We start from the raw sequence: 17,735 nt of genomic DNA, 5'->3' as shown, positions 1-17,735 counted from the left end.
GCTGGTGTTACCGCGACGCCGTCGAGGGCGCGATGAAGCCCGTGTAGCCCAGCTTGTTGGGCGAGCACTTGCCCACCGAGCCCACCTTGTCCGGCGTGGAGTTGTCCGTCAGCACCTTGGCCACGTCATTCGGCGTGGCGTCCGGGTGCATCGACAGGTACAGCGCCGCCATGCCCGTCACGTGCGGCGTCGCCATGGACGTGCCGCTGAGCACCTTGTTGGCCGCGTCATCCGTGAGCCACGACGAGGTGATGTTCTGCCCCGGCGCGAAGATGTCCACGCACCCGCCGTAGTTCGAGAACGAGGCCCGCGCATCCGTGTTCGTCGTCGCCCCCACGGTGATGGCCTCGGCCGTGCGCGCCGGCGAGGTGCTGCACGCGTCCGTGTTGTCGTTGCCCGCCGCCAGCGCGTACACCACCCCCGAGGCCACCGAGCGGCGGACCGCGTCATCCAGCGCCCGATCCGCGCCGCCGCCCAGGCTCATGTTCGCCACCGCCGGCAGCTGCCGGTTGTTCGTCACCCAGTCGATGCCCGCCACCACCCCGGACGTCGAGCCCGAGCCCTGGCAGCTCAGCACTCGCACCGCGTGCAGCAGCACGTTCTTCGCCACGCCGAAGGTGCTCCCGCCCACCGTGCCCGCCACGTGCGTGCCGTGGCCGTTGCAGTCGATGCCGTTCTTCCCGTCGTTCACGGCATCGAAGGCCACGTCCGCCCGCCCGCCGAACTCGCTGTGCGAGATGCGGATGCCCGTGTCGATGATGTACGCGTTCACGCCCTTGCCCTGCGCGCCGTAGGTGTACTTCGAGTCCAGCGGCAGGTTGCGCTGATCAATCCGGTCCAGGCCCCAGGTGGCGTTCTCCTCCGTGTCGAACGCCGTCAACACCTGGTTCTCCTGCACGTACGCGACCTCCGGATCGGCGGACATGGCCTTGGCCTGATCCGTGTTCAGCTTGCTGGCGAAGCCGCGCAGCGCGTGCTCGTAGACGGCGAACGCGGTGCCGCCGTACTTCGTGTTGAGCTGCTGCGAGAGCGCCTGCACCGGCTGCGGCTGAGCGCTCGGCGACGGCTCCTTCAGCACGACGATGTACTCACCCGGGATGGGCCGGGCCACGGTGACGTACTTCTCCTGCGCGGCCTGGGCCGCCGTCAGCGTCACCCCGCTGGAGCACGGGGCGTTCGGGTCTCCGCCACCACCTCCGTCCGGAGGCGCCTTCGGGCACGCCATCAGCAGGGAGACGGCCAGACCGGACAGGGTCAGCTTCGATACGGTCGACAGACGCATCTTTCACCTCGGCTTTTTGGGAATTCCGGTTTTCCATTTTAAAGACGCCACCGACATCTCCTCGCTGACCGGGGACGTTGGCGCAGTGCAATGGTTCACCTGTGAACGCATGACGCGGGTAGGAGTCCGGAGGCGGGCACGGAGTTGCCCTCCAGGGCATGCGCTAGAGAGGAGCGGCATGGCTGCTTTCGATGAGAGTGCCGCACGCCGCGGCGAAGAGGTGCGCTGTCCGGCCTGCGCTCGCTTCAAGGCGGCGCGAGGCGAGTGTCCCCGCTGCGGCTGTGGCGAGGTTCCCCCCGAGCGTCATGGGGCCGCGCGCATGTTGCTCCACGCGGGTGTGGATCGCTTCTCGCTGGCCGAGCGGGTGGCCCGGCTGGAGCCACGGCAGGCGGCGCTGCTGGAGCAGCAGTATGCCGAGCAGTGGGACCGGGTGCAGCCGCTGCTCGAGGATGTGCGCCGGTGCGCGGCCTTCCTGCTTCAGGAGGGCTTCGTCGAGGAGGCGGAGGATCTGCTCGCCGAGCGGCTCCCGGCAGACCTCTCCGGGTTGGCTCGGGAGGTCGGCCCTCCGGAGCGCCCCGAGACGCTGGAGGCGCTCTTCACGAAGAGCGCTTCCTGGCTGGTGCGGTCTCTGGCCGCGCTGGCGCTCATGCACCAGGGGAAGAGCTCCCGGGACATCCAGTCCGCGGTGCGCTCCTCGCTGTTCGAGGAGGGGCGGGCCGGCGTGGAGGCGATGCTCGCCCTGACGAGATGGCGGGTGTGGCGGTGGGCCAGGCTCGATAAGGACGGCCGGGAGCGGGTGCGGGAGCTCGCGCGCAAGGCCCTGGGCCAGCCGGAGGTGGCTCCTCGCGCCGCCGTCGCCTGGGTGCGTGCTTCTCGGGGAGAAGAGCCCGAGGTGGATGTGCTCTTCGCCCTGCGCCAGGGGCTGGCTCACGGCGATCCCGACGTGCGCTTCGAGTGTGCGCTGTGCCTCGAGGATGAGGCAGGGCTCGAGGCCGCGCTCGACTCGCCCGATGCGGAGCAGGTCTCCGAGGCTCGCCGCGCTCTGGCTTCCCGGGGCTCGAGCGTGCTCTTGGCACGGCTGGCCCGTGAGGGGGACGCGGCCTTTGCTCGGGATGTGGTCCAGACGCTGCCCAGGCCGGTTTCGCTCGTGGCCCTGGAGGCGTTGCTCTCCGCCTCGGAGCGCGGACCGGACCGGCTGACCCAGGCGCTGGTTGAGCTCACCGGGGGGCAACCCTTCTCCGAGTGGTCCGAGGAGGCTCGGGCGCGTTGGAGGACATGGGCTCGCTCCGTGTTGCGGGAGCTGCCGGGAGAGGAGGCCCTGCGCTTCCTCCGATGGGCGGGGGAGCCTCCGGTGACTCCAGACTCGGTGCGGGCCTTTGTAGAGGCCACGGCCGAGGCGCTCGCCCGAGAGCCCGCGCACCTGCGCGCGCACGACCTGGACGACGCGTATGTCTCGCGCTTCCTCGCGCTGGTGGGGCCGGAGGAATTGCCCCTGCTGAACCAGTGGGCACGTGAGCCGGAGTGTGGTGCTCCGCTCGCGCGAGCGCTGATGACGCTGACCTCTCGCGTCCAGGACTGGCAGGAGCCGCCGGGGCAAGCGGCGCGATTGCTGATGGCGGTGTGGGAAGGCCCTGGCCGCGAGTTGCTGCGCGAGCCGCTCCGGCAGGCCGTGCGCGAGTGGAGCGGCATCGTGGGCCGGGAGGAGCTCATCGATGCGGTGTGGCAGCGCTTCCAGCGGCACCCGGGCGAGCGCGCGGACCTGCTCTTCGTCTTTGCTCCCTGGCGGCAGGAGCTCTGGGAGCGGCAGCTCGCGTCGCCCGAGGACGCTGTCGCCCGCTTCGAGGCGTGGTGGCGGGTGGATCCCGAGGGCTTTGCTCGACAGGCGGATCTGCTCGTGAGGGAGGCTCCAGCGCAGGAGGTGCCTCGGCGCGTGCGGTGCGTGTTCGCCGCGGCGGAGGAGGTGGTGAGCGCCCAGCCTCGGACGGCCTCGCTGGCCGTGTTCTACGCGGCGGCGGCGCTGGCCAACGCCTTCCGGGCCGGCGAGGACTGGCTCGTCCCCGAGGTGGAGCGCTTCCTGCGGTGGTTCCCCGCGTTCGAGGATCGCCTCCTCAGCACGAAGGCCGAGGAGGACGCTCGGGCTCCCCAGCGGCTCTTCCTGGAGGAGCTCCACACCGAGGTCCGCCTGATGCGCGAGCGCCTCGACGCGATGCGGGAGGCGGAGGAGCGCCAGCGGCAGCAGAAGCTACAACAGCAGGCGGCCGAGGCCCTGCGCAGGGAACTCGAGCGCCAGGCACGGGAGACCGAGCGGCAGGCCGAGGAGGCCCGGCGCGCGGCGGAAGAGGCCCGGCGCGCGGCGGAGATTCAGCGCTTACATGCCGAGGATGCGCGGCTCACCCAGGAGGCCCGGCGTGGCGCGGAGGCGGAGGAGCGCCTGCGTTCGCTGCACCCGCGCATCGAGGGCAAGCCCATCGACCACGAGCCCATCTTCCCCGGCAGGCCCCTGCCCACGCTGCTGGACTACGTGCGGCTGCTGAAGGGGATGGGCCTGGGAGATCCGCTGAAGGCCATCGCCTCGGCGGGGCTGGATCTCACCACCTGGCCCGCTGTGGCGACGGCCTGGGGGCAGGCGATGGTGGGCCGGATGGAGCTGGGCCTGCGCTTCGGGGAGCTGATGGCCGCGCCCTGGGACTGAGCCCTCCTCTCTCAGGGGATGTGGACGGGGAGATCTCCCAGGTCGTTGATCTGCCCAGGAGACAGCTTCACGCGCAGAGGCGGCTGGCCGGCGATGTAGAGCATCAGCTCTCCCGCGGGGAGCGCGCGGAAGGAGAAGCGGCCATCCGGTCCGGTCCGCTGGCCGAGGAATGACCTCGGGTTGATCACCAGGGCGACAGGCTGCCGCGTCGCCGCGTCGACGAGCCGCCCCGTCAACGAGACGACCGGATACACGGGGATCTCCAGCACCTTGTGCTCCTCGGGTTGGAGCTCGACGAAGAGCGAGGCCCTCTGCCCATCCGCGTTGACCAGGATCTGAGTCGGCCCCAGGGGGAACCGCGGGAGCTCGAAGTGGTCTCCCATGAACTCGTAGATACGGGGAGAGTCGAGCTGGTTGGGCGGAATGATCTCCAGGATGACGTGCCTCACGGGGGCACCGTAGGGCTGGATCACACGGCCCTGGAAGGCGGGGAGGGGACGGAGGCGGACGGTGCGCTCCCGCGGCCCCTGGGTGACGTCGACCCGCGCCGCTCGGGCACTGTCGGAGGAGTTGATGACCAGGGCCGCGGTGGAGCCCTGCGGTCGTGCCACCTCGGCGGGAAGACAGACGTCGAGCCGTCCCTGCTCATCCGTTTGCGCGTACTCGGCGGACCGAGGGCTATCGTCCAGCATCCGGGCCAGGGCCTGCCTCGCGGGGGCACCGTCCGCATCCACCACCTGAAGCCGCAGATCGGGTGGATGCTCCTCCACGAGGAGCGGGGTCTCCGGGTTCGGGCCCGCCTTGAGCTGGACCTGGTGCGGCCTGGAGGCGGGGCACCCCAGGGAGCGCGGCCAGAACGCGCTCAGGGTGTAGGGGCCCGGAGACAGGAGGAGCCGGAATCGTCCCTGATCATCCGTCAGGATCCGCTTCCGAATGGGCCACAGACGGCCTTGGAAGAACGCCTCGACCGCCACGGGCTCGGAGGGTGGGGAGCCCGAGGGCTCCAGCACCCGTCCCTCCAGGGTGGCAAGCCCGGGCTGTGGATCCGTCGCGTCGTCGAGTTCGAGCTCGCAGGGTTCCCTTCGCTCGCGCCGGACGGTGACGAGCTTCTCGATGGCCTGGGCGTGAGGATCGCGCCGGGCCTCCACTCGGTAGGGGCCAGGCTCCAGCCTCTCGAAGAGGATGCAGCATCCTTTGCGCTCCACGGTCCTGGGCGCAGCGGGGCTCTGAGGCTGGAGGGACGTCACTCGGAGCAGGGCGTTCATCACCTCACGACGGGACCCGCGTTCATGGACCGCACAGAAGAGAGAGCCAGCACGGGAGGAATCGTCCGTGTCGGTGAGCGTGAGGGAGGTGTGCTCGCCCGCGGCCAGCGTGACGGGGCCATGAGTGAAGTGGCCGCCGTCGGGCAGGGAGACCTGGAGGGTGTAGGTGCCCGGGGCCAACGCTGGGAGCGAGAAGGCGCCGCTCTCGTCCGTCCCCGCCTGATGGCTGGCCGCCCACAGGGCTCGAGGCGAGACTTCCACCCGCGCCCCTCCCACGCCCGAGTCGTCCCCGCGAACCACCTTCCCGGAGAGCCAGGCGGCCGCACCGAGCTGGAGGCGCAGACCTTGAACTCGCTGCCCCGCTGTCACGCTCACCTCTCCCTCCAGCGCTCCTGCCTCCGGGCCCCTCTGGGCGGAGAGGGCGTAGGCGCCCGGTGGCACCTCGATCGAGAAGTGCCCCTCGCTGTCGGAGAGCGCTGATACGGCCTGGTCGCGGCTCACGGCGAGCACCTCCGCTTCGGCTGCGGGCTCACCGTTCGTGCCAAGCACCATCCCGTCGAGCGAACCCCCGGGGACCATCACCAGGGTGGCGAGACCTCTGAAGGGAATGGGAGCGGAGGGCAGCACCGTGCTGGCGTAGCCGGGCGCGTGCGCCTCGAGGCGATAGCGGCCCGGCACCAGCCCCGGGAAGCGGAACTCGCCGAGCTCGTTGCTGGTGGCCACCAGGCCCTCCTCCTCGGGAGCATCCACGCGGTCTCGTGCGCCAGACGTGAAGGCCGGAGGAGTGAGGATGACCTCCGCGAGTGACACGGGCTCGCCCGTCGCCTTGTCCAGGGTCGAGCCCACCAGCTCCATGCCCTCCTCCAGGAGCAGTCGCACGGCGGTCCTCGCCGAGCCCGGCGGGTGCACCACGGAGGCATAGGCCGGAGCCAGTCCCTCCGCGCGGGCCGCCACGTAGTAGCTGCCCGGCGCGATTGGGAGTTCCCACCGCCCGTCTGCTCCCGTCGGGCCCGCTTCTCTTCCGAACCACCGCGCGGGGAAGACAGAGAGGTCCGCCGGCTCGCGCTCGTAGACCTGGACCCGGGCGCCGGGCAGCGGCTGATTCTTGGAGAGGACCTCCACCGCCAGCACGCCCTCGGGAGGCTTCTGCTGCCGAGCCTGGGAAGAAGGCGCCTGCCGGGGCGGAGCGGCCCTCGTGGAGTGGGAGGCCGTGGACACCGAGCGGGCAGGAGCGCCTTGCTTCGAGCCCTGCTCCCGCGGACCCTCGTCCAGCAGGAACCAGAGCCCCGCGACCCCCAGGGCCACGATGACGGCGGCCACGGCGGCCACCCTCCGACTCGCTGTCTGCTGGCTCACGGCACTGACTCTAGCGAGAGCCCCGCGGCAGTGCGTGGAGGCCAGGGGGGGAGCAGCGGAGTTCCCAGCCAATGTGAGAAGATGCAGCCATGATGAACTCTCGCTCGATGAATCTCTGGGCGTTGTGCGGGCTGGGGCTGGCGTTGCTGGTGCTGTTTCCTGGGAGTGCCGTGGCTCAGCGCCGCGGGGGCTTCCGGGAGGAGTACGCCGATCCGATCTGCTACCAGTCCCAGGACGGGGTGTGCCAGAAGTTCCGCATCGCGCTGGTGGGCTCGGGCATCCTCACCCCCGATGGGGCCTCCAGCGGAGTGGGGGTGAAGGCGGGCTACTCCTTGGTCCTGGGTCCCCGGTTCGAGGTGGGAGGCGATCTCCTCTTCGTGGAGGATCTGCGGTTCCAGGACGGGCCCCAGCTCGGGACCGCCGAGGCGGTGGTCCGCCTGCCCACCCTCACGGGGCCCTACCACCGCTTCCTGTTGGAGTTCGGCGCGGGGGCCTCGCGGTACGAAAGCCCCACCCGCGCGTACTGGGCGTTCCCCTGTGCCAGTGGCGGCGCGACCCTCGAGCTGTCGGGCCCGGGCCTGGGCGTGTTCTTCACGGGAGGGCTGTCGCTCATGTGGGCCGAGGGCGTGGCCGCGCTGCCGCATGCCGGCGTGGGCCTGGTGTTCTGAGGCGCCTCCCCGTTACAGTGAAGGTGGAAATGCCGAAAAGTCGGATGATGGAAGCAACTGTAGGTATTCCACGCCGATAACAGGGATGTGAACTCCGTCAGCCTCCAGCGCCCCCTGTCCCGCCCCTCCGCGATGCCGCTGTCGCGCGGGGCCGCTCCCTCCACCGCTTCCACCGCTACGGCTCGCGCCGCGGACCGCTCGTCGTTCTCGGCGAGCCCGACGCGGGATCCGTCCATGCTGACGCGGCTCGGCTCGGTCTTCGCGCCGGCGGCTGCGAAGCCCACGCAGCCGACTCCGTCGACGGATGATCCGTTCCAGGGCCTGCGGGATGCGGCGCTGATCAAGGCCATCCACGACTCGTCGGCCGGCAAGCACGTGGTCAGCTACAACGAGGCCCGGAAGATCATCTTCACGAACCTGGACGTGCACAACGGCAAGGTGAAGGACGTGTACACGGGCCGGGAGATCGCGGGCGGCAAGGTGCCCAGCAGCTCGGACATGAACGTGGAGCACACGTGGCCGCAGTCCAAGGGCGCCGTGGGCGAGGCCAAGAGCGATCTGCACCACCTGTTCCCCGTGGACAGCAAGGCCAACGGCACGCGCGGCAACTTCCCGTTCGGCAAGGTGGCGAAGGTGCAGTGGAGCAGCCCGAGCGGCGCCAAGTTCGGCCTGGATGCGCAGGGCCGCAAGGTGTTCGAGCCGCCCGACGCGCACAAGGGCGACGTGGCGCGGGCGATGTTCTACTTCTCGTCGGAGTACAACAAGCACATCCCTCCCGAGGAGGAGTCGGTGCTGCGCGAGTGGAACAAGCTGGACGCGGTGGACGCGGCCGAGCTGGACCGGGATCAGCGCATCGCCGCCATCCAGGGCAACGTCAACCAGTTCGTCGAGCACTCGGACCTGGCCGACCGCATTCAGGACTTCTGAGCCCGGCGGCCCGGAGGTGAACCCCCGGGCTTCGAGCGGGCGGCCAGCGCGGCCGCCCGGCTACCACACCTTCACGCGCTTCTCGGGCGGCAGCCACGCGCCGTCGCCCTCCTTCACGCCGAAGGCCTGATCGAACTCCGGCATGTTCCGCACCACGCCGTTGACGCGGATGGGCCCCGGCGAGTGCGGATCCGTGAGCAGCATCTGCCGCAGGAAGTCATTGCGGAACAGCGTGCGCCAGATCTGCCCCCAGCCGAGGAAGAAGCGCTGGTCACCGGTGAAGCCTTCAATGACCGGAGCCTCCTTGCCGTCGAGCGCCAGCTTGTAGGCGCGGTAGGACACCGTCAGGCCGCTCAAGTCCCCAATGTTCTCGCCCAGCGTGAGCTTGCCGTTCACCGGCATCTCGTCGATGGGCTTGAAGGCGCTGTACTGCTCCGCCAGCCTGGCCGTGCGCTCGTCGAAGGCCTTCTTGTCCTCGGGCGTCCACCAGTCGCGCAGGTTGCCGTCTCCGTCCGAGCGAGCGCCCTGATCATCGAAGCCGTGGCTGATCTCATGGCCGATGACGGCGCCGATGGCCCCGTAGTTGGTCGCGTCATCCGCCTCGAGATCGAAGAAGGGCGGCTGGAGGATGGCGGCGGGGAAGACGATCTCGTTCATCGTCGAGTTGTAGTAGGCGTTCACCGTCTGCGGCGTCATCCCCCACTCGGTCCGGTCGATGGGCTTGCCCAGCTTGTCGAAGTTGCGCCGGGCCTCGAAGGCGCTGGCGCGCTTCACGTTGCCCACCAGGTCTCCCGCGGCGATCTGCAGCTTGGAGTAGTCCCGCCACTTGTCCGGGTAGCCGATCTTCACGGTGAACTTGGACAGCTTCTCCTGGGCCTTGGCCTTGGTGGCGGGGCTCATCCACTCGAGGTGATCAATGCCGTCCTTGAAGGCGGCCAGCAGGTTGTTCACCAGCTGGAGCATGCGCTTCTTGGACTCGGGGCTGAAGTTGCGCTCCACGTAGAGCTTGCCCACGGACTCCCCCAGCGCGGCCTCCACGACGGCCACTCCGCGCTTCCAGCGGGGGCGGTTCTCCTCCTGGCCCTGCAGCGTGCGGCCGTGGAACTCGAAGTGCAGGTCCTCGAAGGGCTTGCTGAGCAGCTCGGCGTTGTCGTCGAGCACCTTGTAGGTGAGGTACTGCTGGAGCACGGGCAGCGGCGTCTGCTTCAGCACGTCCGCCAGGGCCTGGAAGTAGTCCGGCTGGCGGACGATGACGCCCGGAGTGCTCTCCGCGCCCAGGGCCTTGAGGTAGCGCTGCCACGAGAAGCCCGGGGTGAGCTGCTCCAGCTCCGCCATCGTCTTGAGGTTGTAGGTGGCCTCGCGATCGCGGTTGTGCACGCGATCCCAGCTCTTCTCGGCGAGCTTCGTCTCCAGCTCGATGATGGACCTGGCCGCGGCGGCGGCATCCTTCTCTCCGGCCAGCGTGAGTAGCTTCTCGATGTAGGCCTGGTACGCCGCGCGCACCTCGACGAAGCGAGGCTCCGGCTTGAAGTAGTAGTCGCGGTCCGGCAGGCCCAGCCCGCTCTGGCTGGCGTAGACGATGTAGCGCGTGGCCTGCTTGGCGTCCTGGTTCACCAGCACCATGAGCGGGGTGTGCACGCCCGCGAGGTAGAGCTGAGCGAACAGCTCGGGAAGCTCATCGGTGCTCTTCACCGCGGCCACGCGCTGCAGGTCCGCGCGGATGGGCTCCAGGCCCTGCGACTCGATGCGCTGGGTGTCCATGAAGCTGAGGTACAGATCGCGCACCTTCTGGGTGTCGCTGCCGTCCTGAGCGCCCTTGTTCGCCGCGGCCTCCTCGATGATCGTCTTGAGGGCGGCCTCGCTCTTGTCCGCCAGCTCGATGAAGGTGCCGTAGCGGGGACGGTCCGAGGGAATGTGGGTGGTCTTCTCCCAGGAGCCGTTGACGTACTTGTAGAAGTCATCCTGGGGACGGACCTGGGTGTCGCAGTTCTTCACCTCGACGCCCAGCTTGCGAGGCGCCGTCGCGCAGCCGGTGAGCAGCAGGGCGCTGAGCGCGCCTGAGGCCCAGACAATGCGGGCAAGGGACTTGAGGCTCATGGGTCTCCGGGGAAAGAGGGCAGAGGGGTGTTAACGAACCGGGAGCTCAGCGTCTACCCCGGTAGGCAGGGCTCGCGCTACCCTGGGCGCATGCCCCACAGCTTGCTGATCGTCCACGTCCACGTTCACGTCAAACCCGAGCACGTCGACGCCTTCCGCGAGGCCACCCTGGCCAATGCCCGCGAGAGCGTGAAGGAGCCGGGGGTTGCCCGCTTCGACGTGATCCAGGACACCGAGGACAAGACGCGCTTCGTGCTCGTCGAGGCGTACCGCACGCCCGCGGCTCCGGCCGCGCACAAGGAGACGGCCCACTACCTGAAGTGGCGAGACACGGTGGCGCCGATGATGGCCGAGCCCCGCACGAGCCGGAAGTACGCCAACTGCTTCCCGGAAGATGCGGGGTGGTGACATGAGCGGCGCTCTGTCCTTCGAGTTCGCCACCGCCACGCGCGTGCTCTTCGGCGCGGGCCGTCTGGCCGAGGCACCCGAGGTGGTTCGCTCCCTGGGAGGGCGCCGGGTGATGATCGTCACGGGGAGCACGCCCGTGCGTGCCGCGCCTCTTCGTGAGGGCTTGGACAGGCTGGGGCTGTCCACGGTGCTCTTCCGGGTGGAGAGCGAGCCCACGGTGGAGCTGGCGCGAGAGGGCACGGCCACGGCCATCGCAGCGGGCTGTGATGTCGTGGTGGCGCTGGGCGGAGGCAGCGTGCTGGATGCGGGCAAGGCGATTGCCGCGCTGGCCGCCAACGGTGGGGATCCGCTGGATTACCTGGAGGTGATTGGGCGGGGGCGGCCGTTGACGCAGCCCTCGGTGCCGCTGGTGGCCATTCCCACCACGGCGGGCACGGGCTCGGAGGTGACGCGCAACGCGGTGCTGGGCTCCAAGGAAGAGAAGGTGAAGGCCAGCCTGCGCAGCCCGCTCATGCTGCCGCGCGTGGCGCTGGTGGACCCGGACCTGCTCGTGGGTGCTCCCGGGCCGGTGATTGCCTCCAGCGGCTTGGATGCGCTCTCGCAGCTCATTGAACCCTTCCTCTCCGGCCGGGCCAATCCGCTCACGGACGCGCTGGCTCGGGAGGGGATGCGCCGCTCGGCGCGCTCGCTGCGTCGCGCGGTGCTGGAGGACTTCGACGCGGCGGCGCGGGAGGACCTGGCGCTGGCCAGCCTCTTCGGAGGGCTCTGCCTGGCCAACTCGGGGCTGGGGGCCGTGCACGGCTTCGCGGCGCCGATGGGGGGCATGTTCCAGGCGCCGCACGGTGCCGTGTGCGCGGCGTTGCTGGCGGCGAGCCTCGAGGTGAACCTGCGGGCCTTGCGGGCTCGCGCGCCCGAGCACCCGTCGCTCCCTCGCTTCCAGGAGGCGGCGGTGCTGCTCACGGGGAGGGCGGAGGCTCGGGCAGAGGACGCCATCGCCTGGGTGAAGGAGCTGTGCCAGGCGCTGGCGGTGCCGGGCCTGCGCCGCTACGGGCTGACGGAGGCAGAGGTTCCGCGGCTGGTGGAGAAGGCCCGGGTGGCCAGCAGCATGAAGGCCAATCCCCTGGTGCTCACGGACGAGGAGCTCACGCAGATCGCCATCCGCTCGCTGTGAGCTGGCCCCAGGCTACTTGCGCCCACGCCTGCCGGCGACCCAGTCCTCGTAGACGTTGAAGGACTTCATCTGCTCGAGCAGCTCCGTGGTGCGGGCCAGCTCCTCCACCTGGGCGCGGGAGTGCCTCGGCAGCTTCGCGTCCATCTGCGAGAAGCCATAGGTGAGCGCGGCGACGATGGCCGCGTTGAGCCGGAGCTGGCGCACGTCACACTTGTCCACCTCGTCCGAGCGTGCGTGGTAGTTCGGCCCATAAAGCTCCGGCTCCTGGTTGGCCACCAGGTTGGGCACCCCGTGCAGCATGAAATCGAAGTTGTCCGTCCCGACGAGGGGCTCGTCCACCTGCGTGAAGGGCCCGAGCCCCTTCACCGGCGCGAGCGCCTGATCCACCAAGGGCGGCAGCTCGGGGCGGCGCCCGGTGTAGAAGCCGTTGATGCGCCCGCAGCCGACGTCGAGCGAGGCCACCATCACGTGCTGGTCCAGCTCCGCCTCGTGCGTGCGCGTGTAGCCCCACGAGCCGTACATGCCCTGCTCCTCGCCGTTCCATAGGGCGAAGCGCACGGTGCGGGCCGGCTTCACCCCGAGCCGCCGCATCTGCCGCGCCACGTCGATGAGCGCCGCCACGTTGGCGCCGTTGTCCAGCGCGCCCGTGCCCAGGTCCCACGAGTCCAGGTGCGCTCCCACCAGGACAATCTCCTCCGGGTGCGTGGTGCCGCGAAGCTCGCCGATGACGTTGTAGCTCGTGTAGGCGGGACCGGTCTGGAGGTCGAGCTCGGCGGTGAGGGTGAGCGCCTTGCCGGTCCGCAGCAGCCGCAGCGCCCGCAGCGCGCCATCCCGCTCCATGACGAACATGGGCAGGGTGTTGCGCAGGCCCGCGGCCACGTTGTGGCGGTAGAGCAGATCATGCGGCCGCGAGCCCATGTACGCCACGCCTGCCGCGCCCGAGGCATATACCCGCTGCTCGATGGCGGCGTCCTCTGTGTACTCGCGGAACAGGCCGTCGATGTCCTTCAGCTCCTCGGTCTCCACGAGCAGGAATGCCCCGCGGGCCCGGGCCCCGAGCGCCTGGAAGTCCTTCTCCGTCCCCCTGCCGACGGAGACCAGCGGCGCGGTGAGCCCACCTTTGGGCGTGGCGGTCGAGAAGGGCATGGCCGCCACGCGGGAGGTGTAGTTGACGCCCTCTCCCCGCAGGGTGGCGCGCGCCGAGCGCTCCAGCCACAGCGAGGGCATCTGGAAGGGCTCCTTGCGCGCGTCCACGCCCGCCTCGCGCAACCGGGCGAGCGCCCACTCCACCGCGCGCAGGTTGGCGGGGGCTCCCGTGGCCCTCCCGCCGATCTCGTCGGTGAGCGACTGGAAATCGCTCACCATCGGCGTGTCCTCGAGGAAGGCCGCGAGCAGCCGGGACAGCTCGGCGTTCCCAGCGGGCGCTGCCGCGGGAGGCGCCGCGAGGGCGGAGGAGCCAAGGAGCCAGAGACAGCAGAGCGCAGCGGGCAGGAAGCGACGGGCAGGGTGCAAGGGAGGATCTCCGGGGCGCGCATTGTGCCGCTCCCGGAAGCGCCGGACCACCTTGCTCGGGGCTGTTAGATGTAGGCGGCGTGTTCGGTGAAGGAGCCCTGCCCCGGAAGCGCCAAAGTGGGGTCGCGGAGCTCCGCCAGCTCTTCCTTGAGCAGCCACTCGTCCGGGAACGCGCTGGCGGCCTGGGCGAGCTGCTCCACGCGCTCGGGCCGGACCGCGCCCGACTCGCGCAGGGCTCGCACCTCGCGATAGAGCATCGCCACGGGCTTGGGCAGGGCCTCGGCCTTGCGCGCCCGGGCCCGGGCCTCGCCATCGCCCGCGGTGAAGGCGTTGAGTTCACCGAACCACTGATCCCACGTCCCCGGATCCGCGGGGCCACCCGCCACGGACGGCAGGCCCTCGCTGAGGAAGAGCCGCGACACCGAGGGCAGCGCCAGCTCCTGGCCGCCGATGCTCCCGCGCAGGTGGAGCACCTCGCCCCCTCCCACCGCGAAGCCCTGCAGGCGCAGCCCGCTGGCCAGCTCGAGCTGGAACTCGCCGCGCTCCGGCAGGGTGCCTGCGCCAAAGGCCACCAGCGCCTCGCCCGCCCACGGCTTGCCCAGGGCCTTGCCCTCGCGCGACAGCAGCACCGGCCCCTCCAGGCGCACCAGCGCCGTGCCGAGCCCCTCGGACACGGGGCGTGGGCCCTCCGTCAGCTCCAGCACCTTGCCCGTCAGCTCGCGCCCATCCGAGAGCACCAGGTGGTTCACCGAGCGCGCCCGCTGCGCCTCGCGCAGCCCGTAGTCTCCGCCGCGCCTCCACGCCAGCGTCGCCTCGAACTGCTCCAGCACCTGGAACAGGTGCTCGAAGTTCCGGGCGACGAAGAGCTGCGGCTGCATCCGGGTGATGTCGTACTCGGTGTCCGCGCACTCGAGGCTCAGCGGCACCTTCTTCACCGCCGGGGTGAGGCAGTGCTCCGCCTCGCCAATGCTCGACAGCAGGCCGGCGCCGTACAGGCGCGGGTGCTCCAGGCTGCCCACCAGGCCGTACTCGGCCGTCCACCAATAGAGGCGCGAGGCGCGGGTGCTCTCGCTCACGTAGCGGCGGCTGCGCGTGGCGGCATCCAGCCGGGCCTGGGCGTGCTCCACCTCCTCGGGCGTGGCGGCGGGATCCTCCTTCACCACGCTGAGGTTGCGGATGGCCTCGAAGATGGCCTGGTCCTCCACCGAGGCAATGGCCTTGAAGCCCACCATGCCGCAGCGCTTGAGGTACTCGGCATAGCGGGCGTTGGCGATGATGGGCGCGTGGCCGGCGCTCTCGTGGACGATGTCCGGCGCCGGCGTGTACTGGATGTGCTCGTGCGTGCGGATGTCCGCGGCGATGGCCAGCACTCCCAGCGCCTGCAGCTCGGTGAACACCGCCGGAGGAATGAAGCCGCGCACGCCCACCGCCCCCCAGCCCAGCTTCGCCAGCTTCTCGTTCATCTCGTCCAGGCTGGGGATGCGCTCCACGCCGATGCCCGTCGCCGTGAGCCCCTGGAGATAGTCCGGGTGGGCCTTGTCCGACAGGTGGCTGCGCAGCTTGTGGAGGATGTGGCGCCACACCGCCTGATCCCGAGGGGTATAGGACGCGTACTCCTGGCCCACCGCGTAGCGGCGCAGGTGGGCAGGCAGGCGGGCCAGGGTCCTCTCCGTCGGGGTCATGTGCGCTCCTCCATCTCCCCGTAAAGGTAAGGCCGAGGGTTTACGGCGGAAATCCGTAAAATTTCGACGTTCTAGTCGGTTTTCCGACGTCTCTGGCTCAGCCGGCGCCGCAGGCCCTGGAGGACATGGCGGGTCTCCGGGGTCTGCATCCCCGCGGGCCAGAGGGCGACCACTTCGATGAGCTGGGGCTGCTCTTCCTCCAGGGGCCAGACGTGGAGCTCGGGGGGAAAGGCGCGCAGGGGCCGCAGATCCGGCGCGAGGGCGCAGGCCTGGCCGAAGGCGCGGAGCACATCGAAGAGGTGGAGGAAGCTCTCCACGCGGGCCACCTCGTGCACGGAGACGCCGTGGGCCTCGAAGCGCGCGCTGTTGGCGCCTCCGTAGGGATCATCCCGGAGCCAGTCCACGAAGGATTGGCCCTCCAGGTCCTTCACGAGCAGCGTCTCGCGCGCTCCGGCCCGAGCCGCCAGGGGAGTGTCCGGGCCCGCCAGCACCGCGAAGGGCAGGCTGATGAGGGACTCGGTCTCCACGCCCCGGTGGGGAGGCAGCGGGGTGAAGTCCACGACCAGGTCGCGCTGTCCCGTCTGCACCTCGCGCACCAGCTCGAGGGGTCCGCCGAAGCCAATCTCCAGCTTGATGCCCGCCTGGGCCGCGTCCAGGGCGATGTCCGCCAGGAGCATGGTGGAGAGGGTGTGGTTGAGGCCCAGGCGCAGGCTGGGCTCGGAGCTGGCCAGATCTCTCAGGCGCTTGAGATCCAACTGGTGCAGCGGTGTCTGCGTGCCGGCGTAGAGCCGCTGGCCGCGAGGGGTGAGGTGGAGCCGGCGGCCGGGCCCGCGCTCGAGCAGGGGCTCGCCATCGCCGAGGGCCGTCTCCAGGGCGCGGATGTGCTCGCTCACCACGGAGCGGGCCACGCCCAGGTGCTCGGCGGCGGCCTCCAGGCTGCCGGCCTCGACGGCGGCCACGAAGGCCTCCAGCCAGTTGAGGTGCCGTGGGAGCTTGCGAGGGGGCATTAGCGCACGTCTTCGCTCATGTGGCGGAGAAGGCCTGGCTGATGGCGTTGCAGATCTTCTCCATCGCGTCACTGACGTGCGCGTGGTGGTGCTTGTCCAGGGGTTTGATCGGGTCGAGTACCGCCTGGTAGATGTCGATCTTCGCCTCTTTGAAAGCGGCAGTGCTGACAGGGACCCAGAGAATCTTCACGCCTCCCTGTTTCGCGGCTTCCAGGAGGGGCGGTAGCTCGTCGTTGGCGATGAAGTCCGAGGCGAGAAAGTGGGGAGAGACGAGCAGCACCGCCACCTTGGCTCGCGCCAGGGCTTCATCAATCTCCTTGCGCCACTCCTCGCCGGCCTTGAGGCGCTGGTCGTTCCAGACATTGACCTTGCCGTTGCGGATGCGCGGCTTCAGGTGCGTCTCGAGGCGGTCCAGCCACTTCTTGTCCTTGTGGCTGTAGCTGATGAAGACCTGATCACGGGCAGGTGCGGTCATGGGCGTCGGGTGGGGCAGAGAGGGTTGAGAGTGGTCCAGGAACCAATCCTTGAAGAGGGTTCCCGCAATGCGCTTCTGGCCGGCAGCGTCCTCATGGATCAAGCCATGATAGCTCAGGGTGAGGAGGCCGTCGGAGACAGACTGGCCCCGCGCCACGCGCTCGCGAAGCTGCTGCCGGGTGAGGCCCTCCGGGGCCGCGCCTGCCAGCGCCTCGTAGCAGGCGCGGCCAGCGTCGCCCACATCGGCGTGCCACACCTCGAAGTCATTGCCGTGATCGCGGGCGAACACCTCGGAGACGGCCTGGACTCTCTCCGGTGTGGGGGGCGCGGCGCTTCGTGGAGCTTCTCGAGCAGGCCTTGGAGGGCGTAGGCGTGTCTGCCGGTGTGGCGCAGGAGCTCTTCCTCCGTATCCTGGCGCAGGCCCTCCAGGAACCCCTTGCCCGCCAACTCACGAGACTCCTCCACGGTCAGCACGCGTGTGTAGAGCTTCGCCAGGTTGTTCAGGGGACTCCCTGTGCCGATCAGCTTCCCCATCTCGGAGCAGCCCGAGGCCACGACGCGGAAGTAGGGCTTGAAGCGTGACTCCATGAGCAGGTTCCGGAGGTTCTCGAAGCACTCGCTGTCCGGCAGATGCTTGGGGGCCGCGTCCAACTCGTCAATCAACAGAACGACCAGCCACCTCGCCCCATGAGCCCGCTCCATCAACGGGTGGAGTTCATCGAGCCGATTGAGGAACTCCTGGTAGGCCTGGCGAGGGGGAGGGCTCTCCCAGGCGGGCGTACCCAATCCCTCCGTGACGAGCGTGTGGATGCGGCTGAAGAAATCGAACGGAGAGCGGGGAACGAGCGACTGGATGTCGAGAAAGCGCGGGAGGGCTTGGAAGGGCTTGAGCCCGCGCTGCTGAAGATCCTCCCGGAGCCTCATGAGGAGAGAGGTCTTGCCGCACCGCCGACCCCCGAGCAGGGCGTAGGACTTCCCGTTCACGAAGCCGCGAAGAACCTCCTGCCGCTCGGCCTCATAGCCGACGAAGGATCTCCCAGGATCAGAGCAATTGTAGGGGTTCATGCGTACTCCCGCTCCGAGATCCATTGCCGCAGCAGCCTGGCGGTGATCCGCAGCTTTCCGTCCGCTCTATGGACGAGACCGTAGCGTTCAATCTGGGTGAGGGCTCCCTTGAGCGCTCGGGAAGGTGCG

At 69.7% G+C, this 17,735-nt stretch carries 13 protein-coding genes; 5 read left to right on the top strand and 8 right to left on the bottom strand.

The features are described from left to right. Window positions 1–7: 7 nt before the first annotated feature. Window positions 8–1,282: a S8 family peptidase gene (locus ACJ8AT_RS28185; RefSeq protein WP_407740983.1), complete on the bottom strand. Its 1,275-nt coding sequence runs from the start codon at window positions 1,280–1,282 to the stop codon at window positions 8–10. A 178-nt stretch (window positions 1,283–1,460) separates the two neighbouring features. On the opposite strand from ACJ8AT_RS28185, the gene ACJ8AT_RS28180 reads away from it, so the two are divergent. Beyond that, window positions 1,461–3,974, top strand: coding sequence for a hypothetical protein (locus tag ACJ8AT_RS28180; RefSeq protein ID WP_407740982.1), 2,514 nt, complete (start codon window positions 1,461–1,463; stop codon window positions 3,972–3,974). Window positions 3,975–3,985: 11 nt separating this feature from the next. On the opposite strand, the gene ACJ8AT_RS28175 is transcribed toward ACJ8AT_RS28180, so the two are convergent. After that, window positions 3,986–6,595, bottom strand: coding sequence for a carboxypeptidase regulatory-like domain-containing protein (locus tag ACJ8AT_RS28175; protein WP_407740981.1), 2,610 nt, complete (start codon window positions 6,593–6,595; stop codon window positions 3,986–3,988). Window positions 6,596–6,684: 89 nt separating this feature from the next. On the opposite strand from ACJ8AT_RS28175, the gene ACJ8AT_RS28170 reads away from it, so the two are divergent. Together ACJ8AT_RS28170 and ACJ8AT_RS28165 are read left to right on the top strand one after the other, a co-directional pair. Next, a complete protein-coding gene (locus tag ACJ8AT_RS28170) occupies window positions 6,685–7,263 on the top strand; it encodes a hypothetical protein (RefSeq protein WP_407740980.1) in 579 nt (192 codons plus the stop codon). An 87-nt stretch (window positions 7,264–7,350) separates the two neighbouring features. Then, window positions 7,351–8,190, top strand: a complete 840-nt coding sequence (locus ACJ8AT_RS28165; RefSeq protein ID WP_407740979.1) for an endonuclease I family protein — start codon at window positions 7,351–7,353, stop codon at window positions 8,188–8,190. Between the two features lie 60 nt (window positions 8,191–8,250). Here ACJ8AT_RS28165 and ACJ8AT_RS28160 read toward each other — a convergent pair whose 3' ends face one another. After that, the gene (locus ACJ8AT_RS28160; RefSeq protein WP_407740978.1) at window positions 8,251–10,287 is read right to left on the bottom strand and encodes a M13 family metallopeptidase; all 2,037 of its coding nucleotides are present in this window, start codon (window positions 10,285–10,287) and stop codon (window positions 8,251–8,253) included. Window positions 10,288–10,377: 90 nt separating this feature from the next. Here ACJ8AT_RS28160 and ACJ8AT_RS28155 point away from each other — a divergent pair, with 90 nt between their 5' ends. Both ACJ8AT_RS28155 and ACJ8AT_RS28150 read left to right on the top strand, forming a co-directional pair. Beyond that, window positions 10,378–10,695 (top strand): putative quinol monooxygenase, encoded by a 318-nt coding sequence (locus tag ACJ8AT_RS28155; RefSeq protein ID WP_407740977.1) that lies wholly within the window; start codon window positions 10,378–10,380, stop codon window positions 10,693–10,695. Between the two features lies 1 nt (window position 10,696). Then, window positions 10,697–11,866: an iron-containing alcohol dehydrogenase gene (locus ACJ8AT_RS28150; RefSeq protein WP_407740976.1), complete on the top strand. Its 1,170-nt coding sequence runs from the start codon at window positions 10,697–10,699 to the stop codon at window positions 11,864–11,866. Between the two features lie 12 nt (window positions 11,867–11,878). On the opposite strand, the gene ACJ8AT_RS28145 is transcribed toward ACJ8AT_RS28150, so the two are convergent. From ACJ8AT_RS28145 to ACJ8AT_RS28125, 5 genes are all read right to left on the bottom strand, one after another. Continuing rightward, a complete protein-coding gene (locus tag ACJ8AT_RS28145; protein WP_407740975.1) occupies window positions 11,879–13,378 on the bottom strand; it encodes a M20/M25/M40 family metallo-hydrolase in 1,500 nt (499 codons plus the stop codon). Between the two features lie 65 nt (window positions 13,379–13,443). Then, on the bottom strand, window positions 13,444–15,060 hold the full coding sequence (locus tag ACJ8AT_RS28140; RefSeq protein WP_407740974.1) for an aromatic amino acid hydroxylase: 1,617 nt from the start codon (window positions 15,058–15,060) through the stop codon (window positions 13,444–13,446). Between the two features lie 71 nt (window positions 15,061–15,131). Then, entirely contained in the window at window positions 15,132–16,067 is a 936-nt protein-coding gene (locus tag ACJ8AT_RS28135) for a LysR substrate-binding domain-containing protein (protein WP_407740973.1), read from the bottom strand. Between the two features lie 16 nt (window positions 16,068–16,083). Next, window positions 16,084–16,542, bottom strand: a complete 459-nt coding sequence (locus ACJ8AT_RS28130) for a toll/interleukin-1 receptor domain-containing protein (protein ID WP_407740972.1) — start codon at window positions 16,540–16,542, stop codon at window positions 16,084–16,086. A gap of 113 nt (window positions 16,543–16,655) precedes the next feature. After that, on the bottom strand, window positions 16,656–17,606 hold the full coding sequence (locus tag ACJ8AT_RS28125) for a hypothetical protein (RefSeq protein WP_407740971.1): 951 nt from the start codon (window positions 17,604–17,606) through the stop codon (window positions 16,656–16,658). Window positions 17,607–17,735: the final 129 nt, after the last annotated feature.

The organism is Hyalangium sp., from assembly GCF_045802625.1.
Taxonomy (GTDB): Bacteria; Myxococcota; Myxococcia; order Myxococcales; family Myxococcaceae; genus Hyalangium.
This window is presented reverse-complemented; position numbering and strand designations above follow the sequence as displayed.